Source organism: Methylobacterium sp. Gmos3 (genome assembly GCF_056430985.1).
The window spans coordinates 99991-120910 of sequence record NZ_JBWJYL010000006.1 but is presented as its reverse complement, the minus strand read 5'-3'; the positions used below and the strand labels follow the sequence as shown (position 1 = coordinate 120910).

Annotated in this window: 20 protein-coding genes; 6 read left to right on the top strand and 14 right to left on the bottom strand. The window is 69.7% G+C overall.

Translation table 11 applies throughout. The features are described 5' to 3' along the window. Nucleotides 1-70: 70 nt before the first annotated feature. Together ACS5Q7_RS13720 and ACS5Q7_RS13715 are read right to left on the bottom strand one after the other, a co-directional pair. Nucleotides 71-589, bottom strand: coding sequence for a YceD family protein (locus ACS5Q7_RS13720; RefSeq protein ID WP_478339860.1), 519 nt, complete (start codon nucleotides 587-589; stop codon nucleotides 71-73). Beyond that, complete coding sequence (locus tag ACS5Q7_RS13715; RefSeq protein ID WP_478339859.1) at nucleotides 586-1149, bottom strand: ubiquinol-cytochrome C chaperone family protein; 564 nt, start codon at nucleotides 1147-1149, stop codon at nucleotides 586-588. The genes ACS5Q7_RS13720 and ACS5Q7_RS13715 overlap by 4 nt, the downstream gene beginning before the upstream one ends. Nucleotides 1150-1322: 173 nt before the next feature. On the opposite strand from ACS5Q7_RS13715, the gene ACS5Q7_RS13710 reads away from it, so the two are divergent. Next, nucleotides 1323-1820 carry an outer membrane protein assembly factor BamE gene (locus tag ACS5Q7_RS13710; RefSeq protein WP_478339858.1) on the top strand — a complete coding sequence of 166 codons (498 nt, stop codon included), beginning with the start codon at nucleotides 1323-1325 and terminating at the stop codon, nucleotides 1818-1820. Between the two features lie 43 nt (nucleotides 1821-1863). Here ACS5Q7_RS13710 and ACS5Q7_RS13705 read toward each other — a convergent pair whose 3' ends face one another. The 3 genes from ACS5Q7_RS13705 to ACS5Q7_RS13695 all read right to left on the bottom strand — a co-directional run bounded on the left by ACS5Q7_RS13705 (nucleotide 1864) and on the right by ACS5Q7_RS13695 (nucleotide 5650). Then, the gene (locus ACS5Q7_RS13705; RefSeq protein ID WP_478339857.1) at nucleotides 1864-2505 is read right to left on the bottom strand and encodes an HAD hydrolase-like protein; all 642 of its coding nucleotides are present in this window, start codon (nucleotides 2503-2505) and stop codon (nucleotides 1864-1866) included. After that, entirely contained in the window at nucleotides 2505-4415 is a 1911-nt protein-coding gene (locus ACS5Q7_RS13700) for a sensor histidine kinase (protein WP_478339856.1), read from the bottom strand. The genes ACS5Q7_RS13705 and ACS5Q7_RS13700 overlap by 1 nt, the downstream gene beginning before the upstream one ends. Nucleotides 4416-4558: 143 nt before the next feature. After that, nucleotides 4559-5650, bottom strand: coding sequence for an alkene reductase (locus tag ACS5Q7_RS13695; protein ID WP_478339855.1), 1092 nt, complete (start codon nucleotides 5648-5650; stop codon nucleotides 4559-4561). A gap of 253 nt (nucleotides 5651-5903) precedes the next feature. Here ACS5Q7_RS13695 and ACS5Q7_RS13690 point away from each other — a divergent pair, with 253 nt between their 5' ends. Together ACS5Q7_RS13690 and ACS5Q7_RS13685 are read left to right on the top strand one after the other, a co-directional pair. Further along, nucleotides 5904-6551, top strand: a complete 648-nt coding sequence (locus ACS5Q7_RS13690) for a TetR/AcrR family transcriptional regulator (protein ID WP_478339854.1) — start codon at nucleotides 5904-5906, stop codon at nucleotides 6549-6551. Nucleotides 6552-6893: 342 nt separating this feature from the next. After that, the gene (locus ACS5Q7_RS13685) at nucleotides 6894-7556 is read left to right on the top strand and encodes a hypothetical protein (protein WP_478339853.1); all 663 of its coding nucleotides are present in this window, start codon (nucleotides 6894-6896) and stop codon (nucleotides 7554-7556) included. Between the two features lie 9 nt (nucleotides 7557-7565). On the opposite strand, the gene ACS5Q7_RS13680 is transcribed toward ACS5Q7_RS13685, so the two are convergent. From ACS5Q7_RS13680 to ACS5Q7_RS13640, 9 genes are all read right to left on the bottom strand, one after another. Then, complete coding sequence (locus tag ACS5Q7_RS13680; RefSeq protein ID WP_478339852.1) at nucleotides 7566-9452, bottom strand: TniQ family protein; 1887 nt, start codon at nucleotides 9450-9452, stop codon at nucleotides 7566-7568. After that, on the bottom strand, nucleotides 9449-10495 hold the full coding sequence (locus ACS5Q7_RS13675; protein ID WP_350377074.1) for an ATP-binding protein: 1047 nt from the start codon (nucleotides 10493-10495) through the stop codon (nucleotides 9449-9451). The genes ACS5Q7_RS13680 and ACS5Q7_RS13675 overlap by 4 nt, the downstream gene beginning before the upstream one ends. Continuing rightward, on the bottom strand, nucleotides 10492-12708 hold the full coding sequence (locus ACS5Q7_RS13670; RefSeq protein ID WP_350377073.1) for a hypothetical protein: 2217 nt from the start codon (nucleotides 12706-12708) through the stop codon (nucleotides 10492-10494). The genes ACS5Q7_RS13675 and ACS5Q7_RS13670 overlap by 4 nt, the downstream gene beginning before the upstream one ends. A 75-nt stretch (nucleotides 12709-12783) precedes the next feature. Beyond that, complete coding sequence (locus ACS5Q7_RS13665; protein ID WP_478339851.1) at nucleotides 12784-13080, bottom strand: hypothetical protein; 297 nt, start codon at nucleotides 13078-13080, stop codon at nucleotides 12784-12786. 60 nt (nucleotides 13081-13140) lie between these two features. Further along, on the bottom strand, nucleotides 13141-13275 hold the full coding sequence (locus ACS5Q7_RS13660) for a hypothetical protein (protein WP_478339850.1): 135 nt from the start codon (nucleotides 13273-13275) through the stop codon (nucleotides 13141-13143). 668 nt (nucleotides 13276-13943) lie between these two features. After that, nucleotides 13944-14150, bottom strand: coding sequence for a hypothetical protein (locus tag ACS5Q7_RS13655; RefSeq protein ID WP_350377071.1), 207 nt, complete (start codon nucleotides 14148-14150; stop codon nucleotides 13944-13946). Next, entirely contained in the window at nucleotides 14140-16197 is a 2058-nt protein-coding gene (locus tag ACS5Q7_RS13650; protein WP_478339849.1) for an AAA family ATPase, read from the bottom strand. The genes ACS5Q7_RS13655 and ACS5Q7_RS13650 overlap by 11 nt, the downstream gene beginning before the upstream one ends. Nucleotides 16198-16347: 150 nt before the next feature. Further along, nucleotides 16348-16689, bottom strand: coding sequence for a hypothetical protein (locus ACS5Q7_RS13645; RefSeq protein WP_478339848.1), 342 nt, complete (start codon nucleotides 16687-16689; stop codon nucleotides 16348-16350). Between the two features lie 267 nt (nucleotides 16690-16956). Further along, nucleotides 16957-17445: a hypothetical protein gene (locus ACS5Q7_RS13640; protein WP_350377156.1), complete on the bottom strand. Its 489-nt coding sequence runs from the start codon at nucleotides 17443-17445 to the stop codon at nucleotides 16957-16959. Nucleotides 17446-17948: 503 nt separating this feature from the next. Between ACS5Q7_RS13640 and ACS5Q7_RS13635 the strand changes: the two genes are divergently transcribed. Genes ACS5Q7_RS13635 through ACS5Q7_RS13625 form a run of 3 tightly spaced genes read left to right on the top strand, consistent with a single transcriptional unit; the run spans nucleotide 17949 to nucleotide 20910 of the window. Beyond that, nucleotides 17949-18893, top strand: coding sequence for an ABC-three component system protein (locus tag ACS5Q7_RS13635; RefSeq protein ID WP_478339847.1), 945 nt, complete (start codon nucleotides 17949-17951; stop codon nucleotides 18891-18893). Continuing rightward, on the top strand, nucleotides 18890-19135 hold the full coding sequence (locus ACS5Q7_RS13630) for an ABC-three component system middle component 6 (protein ID WP_350377067.1): 246 nt from the start codon (nucleotides 18890-18892) through the stop codon (nucleotides 19133-19135). The genes ACS5Q7_RS13635 and ACS5Q7_RS13630 overlap by 4 nt, the downstream gene beginning before the upstream one ends. An 8-nt stretch (nucleotides 19136-19143) precedes the next feature. Continuing rightward, a complete protein-coding gene (locus tag ACS5Q7_RS13625) occupies nucleotides 19144-20910 on the top strand; it encodes an ABC-three component system protein (RefSeq protein ID WP_478339846.1) in 1767 nt (588 codons plus the stop codon). Nucleotides 20911-20920: the final 10 nt, after the last annotated feature.

Sequence of the window (20920 nt, the reverse complement as noted above, 5' to 3'; positions counted from 1 at the left end):
GGGCGCGGCGGACCATAGCGATGCCCGCCGCATGGGCAAACGAATTCGGTGTGGGGCTCGGTTCCGCCTCTCACGCCTCTTCGTCGCGGAGCCGGCGAAGGACATCGAACGGGCTGCTCTCCGGCCCGCTGGCCACCGGCTCGAAATCCACGCCGGGCTTGCGCGGATAGGGATCGAGGCCGAGCGCGAGGAATTCGGCGGTGAGCGCGCCGAGGTCGATGCGGCCGTTCACGATCGGGTCCGGCGGCTCGGGGGCGCCCTCGGGCGGACCCTCCTCCGGCTCCTCCGGCGGCGGGGCGTCGCTGTACACCACCTCTACCGGCTCGCGCACGGCAGTGTCGAAGGGCTCCAGCGTCACGGTGCAGACCTGCGTCACCACCGCCTCCACCGTGCCGGTGACGGTGAGCCGGCTCACCGTTCCCGTCAGGGCGTAGCGGCCCACGAGGTCGCGCACCGCCGGGATGCCGAAGTCGCGGGCCAGCGCGGCGCATTCCTCCGCGGTCGCCTCGACGGAGACCTCGGCCCGGCCGCGCGGCAGACGGCCGACCTCGATGGGGCGGGAGAGGGGCTGGCGGGGCGTGGCACTCATGCCGGATTGTCCGTGGTGGTCGCGGGCCGCGCGAAGGCGGCCGGTTCGGGGAAGGGTGGCCCTGCCTGGAGCAGGGAGTCGAAATCGACGGCGGACAGCGATGCCTCGGCGGCGCGGACATAGGCGGCGAGGCCCGCCGGGTCGGCATCCGGCGCCAGGACGTTGCGGGCCAGCGCCGTGCGCAACCCGGCATCGTCGCCTGCCGCCAGGGCGGCATCGTAGCTGCGCGCCCGGCCGTAGAAGGCGGAGGCGATCTTCTTCATGCGCTTGCTCACGCCCACGTCGCTGACGCCGAGTTCGCGGACATTGGCGTCGAGGTTCGCGAAGACCGTATCCACAAGCTCCTGCGCGAAATCGGCGGCTGGGGGCGGCATCCGGTCGAGCCGTCGCAGGACGAGGTAGACGTGCAGGCACAGGGCTTCGAACCGCCCCTCCACCGTGTCCGGCACGGCGAGGGCGGTATAGAGGCCGGGCTGCCGCGCGGCGGCGACGATGGCCGCGTGCAGCGCCTCCACGGGGCGCCGGCGCGCGGCGCCGCGCCGGAAGAACCGGGCGATCACCGGGAGGAGCCCGCGTGCGAGGGAACGAGATGGCCACGGCGGTGTGGCCAAGCTTGCCTTGTCAAAGCCATGACCACGCGGTAGGCCAACCGACGCCCGGGGCGCAAGCGCCGCCGCACATCGTGTGGCCGGTCCGCCGCGTTCCGGTCGTCAACGGATTGCTTGGGGGGCCGATGCGGCGCCGTCTCGTCTCGTCTTTCGCACGCCTCGCCCTGCTCGGCCTCGTCGGCGCAGGTCTGTCCGGCTGTATCGGCGAGGAATTGCGCCACGGCTATCAGGTCGATCAGGCCGCCCTCGCCACGGTGAAGCCGGGCATGGGGCCGGAGCAGGTGCTCCAGATTCTCGGCACGCCCTCCACCGTGTCCACGGTCGGCAACAAGTCCTGGTACTACATCTCCCAGAACACCAGCCGCACGGTGATGTTCCTGGGCGAGCAGGTGCAGGACCAGAAGGTCATCGCCGTCTACTTCACGCCGGGCTTCAAGGTGGAGCGCGTGGCGCTCTACGGCCTGCAGGACGGGAAGGTGTTCGACTTCATCGAGCGCACGACGCCGACCAGCGGCCAGGATCGCGCCTTCCTCAGCCAGCTCTTCCGCGGCCTCACCCGCTACGAGCCGTTCGGCTCGGGCTCCGGCACCAGCGTCGTGCCGGGCGCCACGCGCGGTCAATAGGGGCGGCAGCCGGGTGGTCGGCGCGGCCGATCCACCCGCGCCGTCATCCCACCACGACGGAAACGACCTCGTCCGGTTCCCGGAACAGGTGGTCCGGCGCGAGGGCGGCGAGCGCCTGCGGATCGGTGTAGCCCCAGGCCACCGCCCCGAAGGCGCAGCCCATCGCCCGCGCGGCCTCCGAGTCGCGAACCTCGTCCCCGACACAGAGCACCCGCTCCGGCGGTAGCCGCGAGGCCTCGACGAGCCGGCGCAGGCGCCGCGCCTTGCCGAAGATCGAGGCGCCGCAGGACCACGCGCCGATGCGCGCCGAATCCGCCGGTCCGAGCACCTGCCGCACCACATCCTCGCGGTTCGAGGAGAGGATCGCGAGCCCTGCCCCCGTGCCGGACAGCCCCGCCAGCATGGCGGGGATGCCGGGAAACGGGCGCAGGCTCGCGGCATCCCGCGCGGCGAGCCCGTGCATGTGCCGGGCGATGAAGGGCACCTTCCAGCGCGGGATGCCGAGATGGCGCAGGATCTCCCGCGCGCCGAGCCGGCGCAGGGCCTCGGCCTCGTGCGCCTCCACGCGGCGGAAGCGGTAGCGGTCGGCGACGCCGTTCAGCACCCCGCAGAACCAGCCGAAACTGTCGATGAGCGTCCCATCGACATCGAGCACCACGAGGCCGTAGGGGCCGCCGCGTGCCATCAATGGCGCAGGTTCGCCACCGGCACGTCGAGGCGCATCACGAGGCCGCCCGGCGCCCAATCGTGTTCCAGCACCCCATCGAGCTGCCCGGCGATGCTGCGTTCGGCCAGCACCGTGCCGAACCCTTTTCGCGTCGGGGGGGCGGCCACCACCGGACCGCCGCTCTCGGCCCAGGTGAGGGTGTAGCGCCCGTCGGCGTGGCTGCCGGTGAGGGCCACCTGGCCGCTGGCCTGGGAGAGGCCGCCATACTTCACGGCGTTGGTGGCCTGCTCGTGCATGATGAGGGCCAGCGCCGTGGCGGTGCGCTCGCCGATCGCGACGTCGTCGCCGCTGATCGCCACGCGCTGACGGCCGCCCTCGACATAGGCCGCCATCAGCAGGCGCATCAGCCCGAGCACCGTCTGGCCCGCCACCGCCGGGGCGCTGTCGGGCGAGTGGGGGCGCACATATTCGTGGGCGCGGGCCAGGGCCCCGAGCCGCTCCCGGAACGCCGCCGCGAAGGGTTTCGAGGCCGGATCGCTGCGCGCGGTCAAGGCGGCGAGCCCGCCGACCACGGCGAAGATGTTCTTGATCCGGTGGGACAATTCCCGGATCAGCAGATCGCGGGCCTCCTCCGCGCGCTTCGCCTCGCGCAGGTCGCGGGTGACGGTGGCGAAGCCCGCCAGCGCGCCGGAGGCATCGCGCACGGTGAAGATCGTGGAATGCACGGCGAGGCTCTCGCCGGTCGTGAAATGGCGGAAGGCGAGCTCGCCCTCCCACCAGCCGTCCCGGCGCACCGCCGGCATCACCGTATCGGCGAGCGCAAGCCGGCTCTCGGCCGTGAAGAAATCGGGGATCGTCAGGGCGCGGGCGGCATCGAGGTCGGGCAGGCCGACCATCGCCAGGGCCGCCTCGTTGAGGTGATCGACCCTGCCGTCGTCCCCCGCGAGGCCGATGAAATCCTTCGAGGCCGCGACGATGGCCGCGAGCCGGCGCGCCTCGCCCTCCGCGCGCTTCAGGTCATCGATGTCGGTGCAGGTGCCGAACCACCGCTCGATCCGGCCCTCCGCATCGCGGATCGGCATCGCGCGCCCGAGGGTCCAGCGATAGACTCCGCTGTGGTGGCGCAGCCGGTACTCGATCTCGTAGGGCTCGCCCGTCTCCAGGGAGTGGCGCCAGCGCGCCCAGGCCTTCTCCTGGTCCTCCGGGTGGAACATGCCGTTCCAGCCCTCGCCATCCGTCGAGCCGTAGGGCACGCCGGTGAACTCGTACCAGCGGTCGTTGTAATAGTCGTGGAACCCGTCCGGCAGCGTGGTCCAGACCATCTGCGGCATGGAGGCGGTCATCACCCGGAAGCGGCGCTCCGTGGCGGCCAGTTCCGCCTCGCGCTTGGCGACGAGGGAGAGGGCACGGCGGTTCTCGAACAGGGTCGAGACCTGCCGGGCCAGGGCGGCGAGCGTGGACCTCTGAGCGGAGCTCAAGCCTTCCGGGCGGGGCTTGTGGTCGAGCACGCAGAGGGCGCCGAGGAACACGCCGTTCCGGCCGGGGATGCCCGCGCCGGCGTAGAAGCGGTAGCCGTCCTGCGTGACGAGGGGGCTGTCGGCGGTCCTCGGATCGGCGGTGAGGTCGGGGATCGTCAGTTCGCCGCCGATCGCGAGGGTGTGGACGCAGATCGTCCGGTCGAGGCCGAGTTCCCGCAGGCCGAGGCCAATCTCGGCCTTGAACCATTGCCGGTCCGAATCGAGCAGGCTCACCAGCGCGACAGGGGCCGCGCAGACATGGGCCGCGACGGCGGCGAGATCGTCGTAGGCGCGCTCGGCGGGCGTATCGAGGATGCCGAGCTCATCGAGCTCCGCCGCCCGGTCCGCAGCGTCCCGGCGGGATTCGGACATGTCGGGGAGGGCGCATGCGCCGGGCATCGGCTTGGTCATGGTATGCCCGACACTTAATCGCCCCTAACGGCCATGCCTAGGGCACGTCACGGAAAAGTGGAAACAGCCGGCTCCGAATCATCGTGCGGCTGCAAGGGCCTGGGCATGCCGGCCCGGTTCGGGGCCGGCATGCGGAAGAGTGCTCAGGCGGCCTTCTGCTCGGTGAGCGTCGGGTAGTCGGTGTAGCCCTCCGGCCCCTGCGAGTACCAGGTCTGGGCGTTGTCCTTGGTCAGCGGGGCGCCCTTGGCGAAGCGCTCCGGCAGGTCCGGGTTGGCGATGAAGGTCCGGCCATAGGCGATGGCGTCGGCCTCGTTCCGGTCCAGGGCCTCCTGGCCGCTCTTGGCGTCGTAATCCGCGTTCAGGATCAGCGGCGCGCGGAACACCTTGCGCATCGCCGGGGCGATCGGCGGATGATCGGCCTTGCCGAAGGTGCCCTCGTAGCCGGGCTCGCGCATCTCGAGGAAGGCGATGCCGATCTCGTCCAGCGCCTTGGCGGCGGCGACGAAGAGCGGCTCGGGGTTCGAATCGTTCGTCCCCTGGATCGCGCCGTTCGGCGAAAGGCGCACGCCTGTGCGCTCGGCGCCCGCGACCTTCACCACGGCCTGCGTCACCTCGCGGAGCAGGCGGACGCGGTTCTCGATGGAGCCGCCGTACTCGTCGGTGCGCAGGTTGGTGCCGTCGCGCAGAAATTCGTCGATCAGGTAGCCGTTGGCGGCGTGGATCTGCACGCCGTCGAACCCGGCCGCCAGGGCGTTGGCGGTGGCCTTCTCGTAATCGGAGAGCAGGCGCGGGATCTCGGCGACCTCCAGGGCGCGGGCCTGGGAATAGGGCTTCTTGCCCTCGTAGGTGTGGGCCTGGTCCGGCGCGGTGGTGGCCGAGGACGAGACCGGGGGCTTGCCGCCGAGGAAGTCGGAATGGACCATCCGGCCCATGTGCCAGATCTGGCAGACGATCTTGCCGCCATGGTCGTGGACGGCCTTCACCACCGGGCGCCACGCATCGACCTGCGCGTCGGACCAGATGCCCGGCGCGAAGGGCCAGCCGAGGCCTTCCTGCGAAATGCCGGTGGCCTCCGTGAGGATCAGGCCGGCGCCCGCGCGCTGCGTGTAGTACTGCGCCATGATCGGCGTCGGCACGTGCTCGCGGGTGGCGCGGCCACGGGTGAGGGGGGCCATGAAGATCCGGTTCTTCGCCTCGATGGCGCCGATACGGATCGGATCGAACAAGGACGGCATGCTGGATCGTCTCGCTGGGTTGGAGAGGGTTCGGAAGGCGAGATGGCGCTTCGCCCCGGGTACGCCAGGGCAAAGGGGCGCATGGGCGCACCCTGGAGCGGGAATGGCTCGCCGCCTCGCCGGGAATCAATTATTGTAGCGGCCGCTACGGATGCTATATCTGTAATGACCGCTACGGAGCGTCAAGGCGGATGCGCGGATCCGGCCGCAGGATGTGCGGCACGGCACGCGAGGAACAGCACGCGGGGAGGAGATGAGCGCGATCACGCCGGTCCGGGGGAAGGGGCGTCCCCGCAGCTTCGACCGCGATCAGGCCCTGCACAGGGCGCTCGAGGTGTTCTGGACGCGCGGCTATGGCCCCTCGACGGTGGCGGAACTCTGCGCGGCGATGGGGATCAACCCGCCGAGCCTCTACGCGGCGTTCGGCAACAAGGACGCGCTCTTCCTCGAAGCGCTTCAGCATTACGAGACGACGTACTGGGCCGCCCCCTGGAAGGCCCTCGCGGACGAGGCGGACCTGCGCCGGGGGATGGAGCGCTTCCTGTATGAGGCGGCGGCGATCCTGTCCTCGCGCGATGTGCCGTGCGGCTGCCTCGTGGTGCAGAATTCCGGCAGCGTCTCGCCGGATTCCGAGGAGGTCCGCGACGCCCTCCGCCTGCTCCGGGAGGCGAGCAAGGCGGGCTTTCATCAACGGCTCGACCGCGCCCGCGCCGAGGGCGACCTGCCGCCCGACGCGGATGTCGACGCCCTGGCGGCCACCTTCGCCGCCGTGCTCCAGGGCATGTCGGCCCAAGCGCGGGACGGCGCCCCGCGCGAGGATTTGGAGCGCATCGCCAGGGCCTCCCTGGCGATGCTGCCGGCGCCTGGACCGTCGCCACACCCGTCATTGCGAACGCAGTGAAGCAATCCAGGGCAGCGGGCCGCTTCCGACCGTAGCGCGTCCCTGGGTTGCTTCGCTTCGCTCGCAATGACGGTGCGGGCTGGCGGGGAAGCCGGCGCGAACGGATCCGCGCCGGCCTTGAGCTTAATAATAGCCGACCCAATATTCCGCATTGAGCCCGAAGGGCAGGCCGGGCAGGCAACACCATAGTTGCCTGCCTGAAACACCAAAGTTCCGCACATAATTTGGAGGCCGCGCAACCTCACGTGAGATGCCCCTCGCGAGGTTTGTCGCTTGCAGCCTCGGATCCGAGAATCCCTCGACCGGCCGGCAAGTTCGCCGAAGGCGGGACGAGGCGTCGCCATGGGCTACAATCACAACAATCCGCAGAACCGGGCGAAGGCGGCCTCGATGCTGCGGCAGTTGAAGGTCCAACTTATAGACGTGACGGGCGCGCAGGTCGAAGCCCGCAGCAACCTCTTCGCCGCCTCCGAGGCGTACTGGCAGCTATCCAAGGCGGCCGGCGTGCACCTCTACCAGGAGGGCGGCGGCTGGCATGCCGACCTTGAGTTCAAGGGGTTGCCGCCGGGCGTTCCCCGGATCGTCGGCACCCCGGAACCCGTCCCCACGCGAGCGGAGGCCGTCGAGAGCGTCGTCGAGATGATGTCGATGTGCGCCCAGCGCGACGGCATCACTCCTCCGGACCCGAAGACGGGGCTGCGCTGGTTCCGGTTCGACGATCACGAGGTCCCGGTCGACCCGGAGATGCTGGAACACTTCGCCTCCCGCGTCTCCGTGGTCGCGTTCGACGCGGCGCACATCCGGAAGGAGCTCGATCTCCTTCGTGCCGACATCGCGGGCGACGCCCCCGTCACGGCCGAGGCCTGGGCGGCCGCGGACTTCCAGCTTCGGTACGACGCCTGCCGCATGTGCTGCGCCGCCATGGCCTTCGGGATCATGCAGGTCTCGTACGATCCGCAGGCGGACCTTGAACCGGTCTCGGCGTCGGCTTTCGGGATGCACTGAGCGCCGAGTTCAGGCGGCGTCGGCTCCCGGTCGACACGCCTTCAGGTCGCGGCGTCGATAGAGCTTCGTCCGGACCCGGTCGTATGGCGCCGCCTCTCGGACACCGCCTTCCGCGAGCCGGCGCATCGCCTGCTGCGGCGAGAGGCCGAGGTAGGCGGTCGCCTCCATGAGTGTGACGTACTCGGAGGCGAATGCCTCGACGCTCGCCCTGGTCAGCGCCCTGACCGACCGCGGATCGCGCGGGCGGTATCCGGGCGACCACTCCAGCATGCCTTCCCTGACGAGGCACCACAGGTTCTTCGGGTCGACGCCGGCCAACATCGCGGCCGCCTCGGTCTCGGTGACGTCGTCGGCGGAGCCTTCGCCCTGGATGACCCTGAAGAGCTCGTTGCGGTCGATCAGGAGGTCGCCGTAGCGCCTGCCCGTCGTATGGCGTCCCACCCATGCGAGCCGTCCATCGAGGATCAGGTTCAGGATCTCGACGGTGCCGACCCGCAGGCCGGGCGCGGCCCGATCAATCGTCATCCGCGGCTCGGCGGGGTTGGCCACGGGCACGGCGTTTTGGAACAGCCTCGACATGAAGGCATCGACCTCTGGGCGCAGGAAGCGGCGCTTCGAGCCCGCGTTCCGGTCGGCTTCGGGCAGGACGGGCAGCAATCCCGCCTCCTCAAGGTGCCCGACCTGCTTCACCGAGAACCCGGTCCGGGCGGCGACGTCCTTGGCCGTGAGGTGGTCCTCGACGTTCGCGACGACCTTCCCGAATTCCTCGACGGTGATCCAGAGCCGGCGCCCCTCCGCGACGGCCTCGGCCCCGATCAGCCGGAGCAGGCCGACGTCGGACCGCGAGCTCGAAAAGGCGGCGCTCCGTTGCGTGTGCATGCGCCGCTCGTCCAGCCGCACGCCGAGGAAGGCCGTCCCCGGGCTTATGGGTAGCTTGGAAAATGCGTGCTCCCGCAGGACGTGGCGGAATTTCTCGAACGCTGGGTCCTGGCGATTCGAACGCAGGACCGCGTGGACGCGTCCGTAGACCTTGCCGTGGCCGATGGAGCCGCGCTTCCCGAAGCTCAGGCGTCCGACGATGCCGTCGAGCGCATCCTCGACCGCGTCCGCCCCCCGCGCGGCGATGCGGTACCCTTCCTCCGCCGCCCGCGCGAGGTCGCCCATGTCCGAGGGATGCGTTCCGGGACCGTGGATGACCGAGACGCCGAGCGCCTCGCAGAAGGCCGAGGCGGCGTGCAGCGGCACGTCGTCCAGCCAGTTGCCCGGATCGCACGTGCCGTCGAGACGGGCGGCGAACCAGTCCACGAAGGCGGTTCCGGGGGCGGGTGCCGCCTCCGTGCGTAGCCGGTCCAGAACGGGGAGGACGCGGTCGGCCAGCGTCGCCGAGAAATCGTGGCCGGCCCGGAGCGTCGCGTTGGCCTCGACGTGCACCAGGACCGTCCCGTGCCGGCCGCAGACCCTCACCGGCTCCAGCAGCCATTCGAGCCTCGACCACGGCCGGGCCTCCGTCGGTCCCTCGAACCGGGCGAGATCCTCCGCGACGCAGTGCGGGCACACCCGCGTCGCCGACGCCAATGCCGATCCGGGTGGAAAGCGGTGGCCGCCGACCACGACGTTCTTGTCGCCGACGTCGTGCGAGGGCGTGTACCGACCGAGGTCCGACCGGCTGGCCGGGTTCTGCCGGTTCAAGGCGGCAAGGGCGTCCAGGGTGCGCCCGTCGCCGCGCCCCAGGGCCTCGACGTCGATCCGCATGTCCCTCAGGAGGGTCCGCAGGTCGACGCCGTTCAAGGCGGCGAGGCGGGCTGCGTAGCCCATCGCCGGTTCCTTCGGCTGCAAAGGATGCCCGAGGTTCAGGAACGTATCCCGGGCCGGAAGGGTGGTTGCGCCCCCGTTCACGACGATTGCGCCGGTGCGTCGTCGATGGTCAGGAACGAGCCCTGGCGCAGCCCCCTCCAGTGTTCCGCCAAGAACGGGTTCTTGTCGTCCTGCCCGTAGGCCAGGGAGCGGCGCTCGAAGGCGACGGCGAAGTGACCGTAGGTCAGCGCCTCCCTCTTCCAGTGCATCGCCTCCTGGAGGGCTCCCTCCACGAGCTGGCAGATCCGGGCGTACCGGTGCCGGGCCGCGAAGGCCAGGCGCTCGGGCAGGTCGGTATCCGCCAGGTGGCTCGACGCGATGCCGACCGCCTCGCCCATCCGGGAGAGGATGTTCAGGACGAGATCCTTTTCCTCGGGCATCGCCACGTCGGCGAACCGGACGAAGTTCCCGCGCCGCTCGACCTGATCGTCGCCGATGGGCAGCCCGAGAACCTCGGGCAGGCCGGAGAACACGAACGCGACGGGCCACTTCGTGTCGATGGCCACGCCCTTGATGGCGTTCGCGAGTTCCTCGCGGTCGGATTGGGAGGCGTTCCGCTTCAGGAGGTGCTGGGCCTCGTCGATGTGGACCAGGAACACGCCCTGCGACTGGAGATGTCCGGCCATCCCGTCCCAGACCTCGCCGCGTCCGGTCTTCATGGCCAGCCCGTATCCAGCTTCCCGGACGATCTGCAGGCCGACGAGGCGAGGGGGCGCGTAGCCCTTGAGCTTGATCGAGACGTAGCGCGGCTTGAGCCCGTAGGGCGTCGGGACGGGCCGCAGCGCCGCGTGACCGCTCAGCAGGCGCCCGATGGCGGCCGTCTTGCCGGCGCCGCTCGCCCCGACGAGGAAGAAGCAGTCCGCCTCCTGCCGGGGGAGGCGGCGCGTCGCGACGTACCGCTCCAGGTAGCGGTTGAATCCCGTGAGGAGGGCGTCGTCGCGGTCGCACTCGACGTAGACCGACTTGACCTTCTCCAGGCCGTCGATCACGCGCCGGCTGCCCTCGGGCATGCCGGCGCTGACGCCCCGGAAGTAGTCGTCCTCGTCCAAGGAGAGGCGGGTGGCGGCTTCGAGTTGGGCGGTCATGAGCGTTCCTCGTCACGGTAGCGGTTCACGGACCGACGCTTGGTCGGCTTGGCAGGGTCGGCCACCCGGCCGGAGCCCGGCTTCCTCGCGACCGACACGCCCAGCGTGTCCGGTTCGTCCGCGGCGGACATCGGCGCGCCCACGGGCTTCGGCCTGGGCGCCGACGCCCGGTCGCCGCCGCGCTCAAGGCGCTCGAAGAAGGCGAGGTGCTGGTCGTTCGTCATGATGTCGGACGGGACGCCGGCCCGGATGCGCGCCTCTTCCGCCGCCCGCTTGATGAACTGGCGCGCCTCGTACCTGACGCTGCGGCCGGCGGCGTCCTCGTCGGCGGCGAAGCGCTTGATCTCGTCGTTGAAGTGCTCAAGCCTCGTCAGCGGCACCCCGCGGAACTCGTCCGCCTTGAACTCCATGAAGTCGCCCGCGGCGCCGATGGCGCGCCGGGCTTCCTCCGGAACGAGCACGAGCATGGTGCCCAGGTCGTTGGGGTTGATGACCCCGGTCAGCTCGCGCTTGCCCACCAGGCCGAGGAGGACGCCCATCTTCGGGTGCTTGTACTGCACGTGCATGAAGGTGATGCCCGGCGGGCGGATGCGCAGGCCCCGCTTCCGGATGCCGAACGCCACGTGCCTCTGCACCTCGTCCGGCGGGGGGAGCAGGTCGTTGGAGGACCGCTCCCAGGCCGAGAGCGGGCTCATTCCGGAGAGGCCGGAATGGGGGCGGAGGTGGTAGTCGTCGACGATGAAGCGGACGAGCAGGAGCTCGATCTCGTGGGCCATGACGCTGGCGAGCGCCTCCGCCTCGTAGTCGCCGCGCTTCACCACGTTGGAGAAAGCCTGGCCGGTGAAAGTGCGGCAGAAGCGCTTGAAGGTCCGGAAGAACGACTCGATGTGGCCGCGCGAGGTGGGATTGCCGCCGGGGTAGCGGTGGGTGATGCCGACGCGCCGGACCGTGTCGCGGAAGTCGCCCTCGAAGGCGGGTCCGCCGTCGGTCGCGACCTCGCGCGACCTCGCCGCCATGTTCCATTCCGAGGTAGCCTTGGCGAGCTTGGCCCATCCCGACTTGTCGATGAACATCGAGTGGAGGGCGCGCCGGGAGCCCATGGTGGACGGCTTGTCGGGCGTGACGTTCAAGGCGACGATGCAGCGGGTGACGACGTCGATGCCGGCGGTGACCGTGCAGCGGACCCTGCGGTCGACCTTCTGCGCGGCCTCGCGGACCTTCGGGGTCAACGTGTCGTAGACCTCGGCGTCGTTGAGGATGGCGAAGAGATCCATCTCCCAATCGTCCATCTCGACGCGGCCCATCCGCTCGATGACCTCAAGCCCGTCGTAGGTCCGCAGGCCCTGGCCAACCGGTGCGTACTTGCGGCCCGCCACCTCCGGGCCGAGCCGTCCGGCGTCGACGACCATCGGCGCCATCCTGTTGACGCGGCGTCGGACTGCCCGCTCGTTCACCGACAGTTGGGCGTCCTTGGGCAGCTCCTTGTTGCGCTTACGGACCGCCGCGTCGACGTCCATGAAGACATCGTCCTTCGCGGGCATCCCGCGGCTGGCGTACTGGTCGATCTGCTGCTCGATGATCTCCAGGACCCGGGCGTCGAGTTGCCTGCGGTTCCCGCACCGGCGGTAGCCGGGCTTGAAGGCGCTGGACCGGAACTCGGCGTCCTCGTAATCGGCCAGCCATTCTCTGAGGGTCGTCGGCCCCGGGTAGTCGTAGGTCTTGGCCTCCTGCCCGGCGATCCGCCGTCCGGGAGGCCGCGCCATCCGATACCGGTCGAGGTACCAGCGATGCACGGCGTCGCGCTCGCGCTCGATGAAGGCCGCGAGACCCTCCTGCGAGAGGGCGGGCTTCTTCCCGTGGCCATCCAGGCCGGCGCGGGCACGCTGGACGCGCGTGCACCATTCGACCTTCCAGGCGATGGTCCGCAACTCCTCGTCGTTCAGGTCGTGCAGCAGGAGGTCGTCGTCGCGGAGGGCAAGGTCCCTCGCGGCCGCAGAGAAGTAGTTCTCGTCGACGGCGATGAGCTTGGCGTCCCGAAGCTCCTGCTGGCGCTTGTCGGTGAGGTGCCATGCATCGTCGTCGTCGACGAGCATCTCGCCGTCCACAACGTGCATCAGCACCCAGGCCTGCGCGAGACGTTCCGCGGGGCGGTAGCACTCGCCGTTCCGCCGGACGCGGTCGTTGAGGGAGAGATAAAGTCGGGTGTTTGGCATGTATTCGTCATTCCTTTGAGGGTGCCGGGAGGGTGGCTTTGAAGGACATCCTCCCGGTGCGAGCTGCAGGGTCTGTTAAGCGGCGTGGTTAGCGCCGATCAGGCTCGACCCGTTGGTTAAGGGGGTGTCCATGTGGAGGCGCTCGCCCGGCGGGTTCCTCAGGAGACCCGCCGGGATGAGGGCGAAGGCCGCCCTCATCCCCCTCACGCCGTATCCGGACGCCTGCCCGATGGCGGCGGCGGTGACGGTCCCGGGAAGGTTCGGGAGCGTCGCGCGGACGGCCTCCCAAGCCTCGCTGTCCTGCTCGGCGCCGCAGCGGGTGATCAGGCTGGCGTTCTCGACCGCCGCGGGGTCGAGCCCCTCGAAGGTCACCAGTCTGAAGTCATCGGCGACCCCTGCGGTGTCCTGCTCGCAGATGAGCTCCAGCTTCGCTCAGGTGTCGTCTTCCTTCGCCGACTTGGCCGTGTCCTTGACCGCGTAGGCCTTGCGATGGCCGCAGCGATGCTCGACGACGACGTCGATGAAGTAGACGTGCAGGACGCCGTTGCGGCGGAAGTGGACCTTCACCTGCTCGTGGATCGCACGGACGGTCGAGAACGAGGCGAGGACCGTGATGACGGTCCGCTCGGACTCGCTGTCGAAGCCGTGCGTCCGGCGCCTGACCGGATCGGGCAGGTCTCCGACCGAGGGCCCGTGCTTGCGCGACCGGGGTACGCGGTCCGGATCGGTCCGCGCGTAGTCGATGCCGACGAGATCGGGAGCCGCTCGCGCGACCGTTCCCGTGTCCCCCTTTGGCCGGGACTAGCCTGTCACCCTTTGGGGGCGACGAGGGCCGGGGCCGAGAACAGGGTCTGGCGGCCGGCGCACATGTCGGCAAGGGTCGTGTGGCGATTGAACATCGTGGCATCTCCCGGGAAGAAAGCTGGACACCGCACCCCGTGACGGGGCGGGCCTTCGTGGTCACGCGAAGGTTCGGGCGCCCGTGGGCGCTCCGAGGTCAGTTCCGGTGGGGGGATGTCGCCGCTATTCGGGAAGCGCCGGTCCGGGGGAGACGTAGGGTCATGCAGGGCATGCTTGCTCTCCTTCGGTGGGGCCAAGCGCTGGCCGGTGGATGGATGTTCGGGCGGTGGAGTTAACGTGCCATCGCCCAGGCTGACGGCCGGTTAACAATTCCCTGGCCGGTGGATTTTCGGTGAGACGGCTGTGGACAACGCGTGGCGGACGGCGACGCCCGGTCACGGGCGTCCCGCCCCGGGGAAGGCCACGACGTTGCCGTCCGCCCGGCGGGTCAGGCGGCGTTCCTCGACGATCTCCATGCCGGTCTCGACCTCGACGGCCACGGACCCCAACAGGCTGTCCATGTCGTCTGGCGGCAGGAGGCGCGAGAGGCGGACCAGGCCGAGGACGATCTCCGCGATGCGGGCGTCGACGTCACCGGGCATGGGGGCCTCCTTCGACGGCGCCCGCCTCGCCGGCCGGCGTCCCCGGGGTTTCCGCGATGATCGCGCGGACCTCGTCCCCGCCCAGGACGCGCCGCTCGACCAGCCGGGAGGCGACGCGCTCGATGCGGTCGACGTTCGCGCGGACCAGGCCGAGGGTCTGGACGTAGAGGCGGTCGAGTTCGCGCGCCGTGCTATTCCTGAGCGCACCGTCCGCACGGAGAAGCGCGTGCATCTCAGAATGGTCGCCCCGGTAAAGGAGCGAGCCCGAGAGGCCCCAGGACGCTGCCTTCGAGGCGAGCAGGGCCGTCGCGGTGGCGAGATCGCTGAAGCGCTCGCCCCCGGCGCCCGAGGTCGGCTCGCCGAAGACCTCGTCGGCCGCCCTCCCGGCGAGTTGGGTGCAGGCCAGGGCCTCGACCTGCGCGGACGTCATCATGACGGGATTTCTCAGGCGCGCGTTCGTGCTGCCGGCCCACGCCCCACGCTCGACGATGGTCACGACGTCGAGCGTCGACGTGGCGGTCACCTCGCCGATCACGGCATGACTGGCCTCGTGCCGCGCGATGGCCCGGACGGTTGCGGGGTCCCGTGTCTCGGGCGGGCAGACCTGGCGAACGAGGTCGGCCATCGCCACGGGGCGGCCGGCGGCCCGGGCGGCGGCGCGGGCGCCCCTGGCCCAGCCGGCGACTTCGGCCCCGGTGGCACCGAGCCCGAGGATGCCGAGCGGCGTCAGGTCCTCCCCGGGCGGGACGTGGTCGCCGAGGTGCTGGCCGAGGATGCCGACGATGGCCTCGGCGTCCGGGAGGCCGATCCTCAAAACCCTGTTGAGGCGACCCGGCCTGACGAGTGCCGGGTCAAGTCTGTCCGGGTAATTTGTTGCCGCGACGATGATCAAGTTGGCGCTCGACGAAGCAGCCGAGTCGATCTCCTGCAACAGGGCCGTGATTACTGGCGTCCAAAAATCCCTGTGACGATTATCCAGGCTTTCGCGGGACGGTACGCCGTCCAATTCATCGATGAGTAGCACGGCCGGACCGTTCGCGGATGCTTCCTGGAACGTGCTGGAGATGGCTCGGATCACGTCGCCAAGGTGTCCGGAGTTGTTCGTGAACCACGCGGACGCGCTGGCCACGTGAAGCTTGAGCTTCAGGCTCCTGGCCAAACTGACGGCGAAGCTGGTCTTGCCGTTGCCGGGCGGCCCCGCGACGATGACCGCGCGGTCACCTTGGACGGCTTCCGCCCAGGGGATGCCTTCGGTGCGCCACGCGTCGACGGCGGCCACGAGCGCCAAGCCCCAAGCCTTCGCCTCGCCGAGCCCGAAAACCTGTTCCAGGGGTGGGGCGTCGTTGGTCGCGACGACGGCCTGCCTCGCGGCGACCACCGCGGCGAGCCGCTTCCCGCAGGTGGCCGCGCTGGAGTTGCGGCGGATGGCGGAGCAGGCGTCGAGGAACGTCAGCCCGGCGAGCGGCGGCAGCTTGCGGGGTCGGCGACCGGTGACCAGCGTGATGACCGTCCTGACGGCCTTGGGCGTCGGGGCGCCCAGCTTGAGCCGGATGTCGGCGGCCGCGGTCAGGGTGGACGGCAGGTAGCGCTCGGGCGCCTGCGAGACGCCCGCGACGTTGGAGCCGCCCCCGAGCAGGGCGGCCACCGTACCGCATCCCTGGTCGGGGAGATCCTGTGTCCTCTTGGCGCCGGAGCGCCGGAAGATCTCCGTGAAAGCGCCGGCGCTCCGAAGGGCATCGCCCACCGGCTGGACCATCTCGGGGTGGGCGACCTCCACGACGACGGCGAGGCCGTTGCGCCTGCCGATAGCGGCCTGCTCGCGCACGGACATGGCCTCGACCAGCATCGCGGTGGCGAGCATCCGCGGCACGGAGGCCCGGTCGAGGATGGCGGCGTGGTCGTCCTCGGGCGCCGCGCGCGGAGCCGCCTCGTCCTCGGCAAGAAGTTCGGGAAAGTCGCCCCGCTCGGCTTGGCGTGCTTGGCGTCGGGCGTGGTTCAGCAGCGTGCTGGCGGGAGTCTTCCTGGTGCGCATGGCGGCCTCCGGCATGGGGCCGCCGCTCGTCGATGCGCGCCGGTCAGGCCCCTGCGGGTTTCTCGAATCGGGTGGAGTGTTTGGCCGGCTTGGCACCGGCGGTGCGCGGTATGCGTTTCAGGCGGCGGGACATGGGATGTTCCTGGAAGTTCGTGCCTGCGAGGATCAGTCCCGGTCGCCGGGGTCCCAGGCGTCGAAGTCGACCCGGCGGGCCGTCGCGGACACCCTGATTCCGGGGCGGGCCGGGGCAGACCGTTCCCTCAGCCGCAGGGCCTGCGCCTCTGCTTCCTCCATGGCGGCCCTGCCGAGGGCGACCAGCACGGCGGCGACGATGCGGACGAACGCCTTCTCGCCGTAGGTGGCGTGGCAGCCGCTCAGCCTCCGGAAGATCTCGCCGACCTGGCGGGCCGGGTCTTCTGTCTCGGGCAGGGGTGCGACGAAGGACGGGATGGTGGAGCGGCCGGGCCCGGTGATGGCATCGGCGGGATCAGTGACAGCGTCGGTCAAAGCGGCCTCCGTGGGGCCGCCGGACGCCGCGCGTCGGTCAGGCCCCCTGCAGGGCGTGGGGGGAAAGCGAGGTTCGGCCGGTGGCCGGGGCTCTCCGTATGAGGTGCAGGGAACGAGGCACGGTGATCTCGCGAGGGGACGGGTAACCGCCCAGGGTCGGAACAAATTGGCAATCGGCAGTCAGGACGTCAAGCCGTCGAGCGGACTTCGGTAATCCGCACCGCCCGGCCGGTGGATAGGTGTGGACGGATCCTGCGCGGTGACTGGTCATGGCATTCCTGGCGCCGCCGATGCGTTCTCGGCCAACCGGGCCCGGATCTCATCAAGGGTGACGGGCCGGAAGCCGAAGCAGTCGATGCCGACGTCGGTGCTGGCCGCGGTGCCCGGCAGGGTGCCGTGAGAATGCCCGTAGAAGTGCAGGTCGCCGCGGTGCATGCGCGGCCAGACCCGGTGGGCGTAATGGCTCAGCCAGATGCCCTGCGCCGCGCCGTCCGGACCTGGGACGACGACCCGAGCCACGTCGACGATGCCGTCCCAGGGCAACCGCGCGCCGATCTTATCGTGGTTGCCCCGGACGAGGCAGCGGCGTCGGCCCCGCAGGCGGGCGAAGACGGACCGGGCGTAGTTCTCGCCGCATCGGTAGCAGAAGTCGCCGAGGTGCCAGACGGTGTCCTCGGGGCCAACCGCGGCGTTCCAGTTCGCGATCAGCGCCTCGTCGTGTTCCTCGATGGAGGTGAACGGACGGCGGGTGGTCATCCGCTCGCCCAGCAGCGCCCGGTGTCCGAAATGGTGGTCGCTCGAAAACAGGGTTCTGGATGCCATCGGAGCCTCGCGGGATGCGGAGGCCCGGCACGCGGCGGCACTCCGGCGGTCAGTCGGTCAGGTGCTGGCTCGCGGGTTTCATGGCGATGTCTCTTGAACGACGGCGGCCCTCTCGCAAGTGCCGCGTGCAAGCCTGGACCGACCTGTCGAGGATGCCGTCGACGGGACGCTCCGTGGCGTGGACTGACCCTTCCAGCTCGGACGACGCTGGTCAACCGGACAGGTCGAACCGGGGGCGATGAAGCCTGGGCCCTGGGGATCGGTCGATGAACCGTGGCCCGGTACCCGGGAGCGCCCTGGTCACCGATGACGTCAATGCCTCATCCTGACGATGTTTGCTGGGGAGGGCCGGTGCCTTACTGACGTTTCTGCTACGTTCGCTTCCCGGCGGCCTACCATGGGGCCGCTGGAAGGCGTGCGATTCGGGGATGGTTGTCTTGGGTCTCACGGCACCGAAGAGAAGGGCGTTCAAGAACACCCTCGAACTGACGTTGCGACGCTGCAAGGGCACCGAACTGCAGGCCTTCTTCGCGGCCCTGATGGGGAAGGTCCACGGTCACAACTTCGAGTCCACCAGCACGGACTATTCCCGCGGCGACCTTCAGTGCGACGGTCATTTGGTGGAGCCCGAGACGATCTTCGCCTGTTACGGGCCGGTGAATTCGGGAGACCATGCGGGGGACGCCTCCATGAGGCACGCGGTCGCCAAGGTCCGGAGCGATTTCGAGGGCGCCCGCGCCGAGTGGCCGGGCATGAAGGCCTGGGTCTTCGTGACGAACTACCTCGAACCCCCGGCGCAGATCACGCAGGAGATTTCGCGCCTGAGGAGTGAGGTGTCCGACTGCGAGATCCGCACCTTCGGCAAGGAGCAGTTCGAACGTCATCTCCTCGGCCTCGACATCGAGGACATCGAGGACCTGCTGGCCAACGCCATCACCGACGAGGACTTCCGCAACGTGCAGCCGGTCGAGATCCTGGAGGTGGTCGACGACGTCATGGCGAAGGTGAGCGTCCGCCGCGAGATCGACGAGGAGCCGCGGGAGGTCCCCTTCGACAAGCTGGACTTCAACGGCTTGGAGGACGCGTTCCAGGACCGCATCCGGAACGGCTTCCAGGGCGCGCCGACGGTCGAGCGGTTGTTGCTCGGTCATCCCGACCCGCTGCTCGCCCCGGCCCTGGCTTCCGCCTTCAAGGAGAAGTACCGCGAGCTTGAGTTGCAGGGCCTGGGGCCGGGCGAGATCATGGACGATCTCTACGAGTTCACGATGGCGGGGCATCGTGCGACGACGCGGCGCGAGGTCGCCGTCTGGACGGTGCTGGCGCACTTCTTCGAGGGCTGCACCATCTTCAAGGACCGACCGGTCGCGGAGGAGGCCGCGTGATCCTGCCCGGAAAGCATCTTCGGCCCGACCGTGCCTTGCTTTCGGTCGGGGGCGACATCCTGTCGGTGCTCGGTGAGCCGGCGCCGGTCTCGGACGTTTGGGAGCGTGTGCTTGCCGAGCGGGCCGGCCGCCAGAACGTGTCGCCGCTGCCGTTCGACTGGTTCGTGCTGGCGGTCTCGCTCCTGTACGCGATGGGGGCGGTGGACATGGTCGACGGCCTCATCGTGAGGGCCGGCGGATGATCAAGGCGGTGACCTCAACCATCCCCACGTTCAAGTCGCTGGCGTTCCGGCCAGGGCTGAACGTCCTCCTGGCGGATGTCACGGCTTCCTCCACGGAGCGGCAGACCCGCAATTCCGTCGGGAAGACCAGCCTCGTCGAGACCATCCACTTCCTCCTGGGGAGCAACGCCGACAAGAGCTCGACCTTCAAGAAGCCCGGGATCGTCGAGCACTCCTTCTCGGGCGTCTTCACCGTCGCCGGCCGCGACGTCCTCGTGAGCCGGGATTGCGGGGACGACCGGGGCGTCGTCGTCACCGAGTTGGACGCCGCTCCGCCTGACGGAGCCCCCGAGGGACGGGTTCGCGCGCCGACGCGTCGGATCACGCTGGAGCAATGGAGGGCGGAACTCGGTCGCGGATGGTTCGGCATGCCGGCCGACCGCTCGAACAGCCCCTTCGAGACGAGCTTCGCGCCGACCTTCCGTTCGATGATCGGCTACTTCATCCGGCGCCGGAAATCGGGCGGGTTCACCAGCATTGAGAAACAGAACGCGGAACAGCAGCCCTGGGACTGGCAGGTCAACCTGTCCTACCTTCTCGGGCTGGGGTGGGAGGTCTCACGCGAGTTCCAGGAGCTACGCTCGCGCAAGAAGATCACCGCCACTTTGAAGCAGGCGATCAAGGAGGGCGAACTCGGGTCGCTGTTCGGCACCGTGGCCGAGATAAGGCCGGAGCTTGCGAGGACCGAGAAGCAGATCGCGACGCTGCGGGGTCAACTCAAGACCTTCGAGGTCCACGAGAACTACCGGGAAATGGCTGACCGGGCCGCGCAGTTGAAGGACGCGATGTCCGAGGCGGCCATCGAGCTCGCGACCCTTGAGGAGACCATCGCGTACCTCGAAACGTCCATGGGCGAGGCGACCGCGCCGGGGCATGCCTCCGTCGAGCGGCTGTACCAAGCCGCGGGCGTGGAATTGCCCGGCGTAGCGCTGCGACGCTTCGACGAGGTCGAGCGATTCCAGGCTTCGGTGGCCGAGAACCGTCGGCGTCATCTCGCCAGGCAGGTGGAGGAGGCCGCGGAGCGCAGGGTCAAGGTGGATGCGGCCCTCGTGCGCTACGATGAGGAGCGGTCCGCCATCCTTCGGAAACTCGATGGCAAGGGGGCGTTCGAGGACCTCATAGTCATGCGCGAGGATCTCGCGCGGCTGATCAGCCGCGAGGAGACCCTGACGAGCAAGCTCAAGCACGCCAGCATGCTCGAAAACAGCGTGACGCAGCATAAGCTGGAGAGCGCGGCCCTTGAGCTGCGGCTCCAGGAGGACCTCAAGACGCACGATGCGTCGATCCGCAGGGCGATGCTGCTCGTCGACGAGTGCATCGCCACGCTCTACGACGACCACCAGGGCAACCTGATCGTCTCGGCGTCGAAGACGGGACCGAAACTGGAGATCTCGATCTCGGGGGGCGGCAATCTCGGCGGCATCGACATGATGAAGCTCTTCTGTTTCGACATGATGCTGTTTCAGGTGGCGGCGGAACGCTTCTCGGGGGGGCCGGGGTTCGTCTTCCACGACAGCCACCTCTTCGACGGCGTCGATGCCCGTCAGGTGAGGGCGGCCGTGAGGTTCGGGTCCACCGTCGCCGGCCGGGTTCACGGCCAGTACCTGGTCGCCATGAACAGCGACGAGTTCAATCGGACCGGGCTGCAGCACGATCCCGGGGTCGCCGAGGCGATCCTGCCGGTACGCCTGACGGACCACGAGACGGGCGGCCTCTACGGGTTCCGGTTCGACTAGGCGCGCCACG

Coding starts and splice junctions, on each gene's coding strand:
- ACS5Q7_RS13720 (WP_478339860.1), bottom strand. CDS start 589: ATGAGTGCCACGCCCCGCCAGCCCCTCTCCCGCCCCATCGAGGTCGGC.
- ACS5Q7_RS13710 (WP_478339858.1), top strand. CDS start 1,323: ATGCGGCGCCGTCTCGTCTCGTCTTTCGCACGCCTCGCCCTGCTCGGC.
- ACS5Q7_RS13705 (WP_478339857.1), bottom strand. CDS start 2,505: ATGGCACGCGGCGGCCCCTACGGCCTCGTGGTGCTCGATGTCGATGGG.
- ACS5Q7_RS13700 (WP_478339856.1), bottom strand. CDS start 4,415: ATGACCAAGCCGATGCCCGGCGCATGCGCCCTCCCCGACATGTCCGAA.
- ACS5Q7_RS13695 (WP_478339855.1), bottom strand. CDS start 5,650: ATGCCGTCCTTGTTCGATCCGATCCGTATCGGCGCCATCGAGGCGAAG.
- ACS5Q7_RS13690 (WP_478339854.1), top strand. CDS start 5,904: ATGAGCGCGATCACGCCGGTCCGGGGGAAGGGGCGTCCCCGCAGCTTC.
- ACS5Q7_RS13685 (WP_478339853.1), top strand. CDS start 6,894: ATGGGCTACAATCACAACAATCCGCAGAACCGGGCGAAGGCGGCCTCG.
- ACS5Q7_RS13675 (WP_350377074.1), bottom strand. CDS start 10,495: ATGACCGCCCAACTCGAAGCCGCCACCCGCCTCTCCTTGGACGAGGAC.
- ACS5Q7_RS13670 (WP_350377073.1), bottom strand. CDS start 12,708: ATGCCAAACACCCGACTTTATCTCTCCCTCAACGACCGCGTCCGGCGG.
- ACS5Q7_RS13655 (WP_350377071.1), bottom strand. CDS start 14,150: ATGCCCGGTGACGTCGACGCCCGCATCGCGGAGATCGTCCTCGGCCTG.
- ACS5Q7_RS13650 (WP_478339849.1), bottom strand. CDS start 16,197: ATGCCGGAGGCCGCCATGCGCACCAGGAAGACTCCCGCCAGCACGCTG.
- ACS5Q7_RS13640 (WP_350377156.1), bottom strand. CDS start 17,445: ATGACCACCCGCCGTCCGTTCACCTCCATCGAGGAACACGACGAGGCG.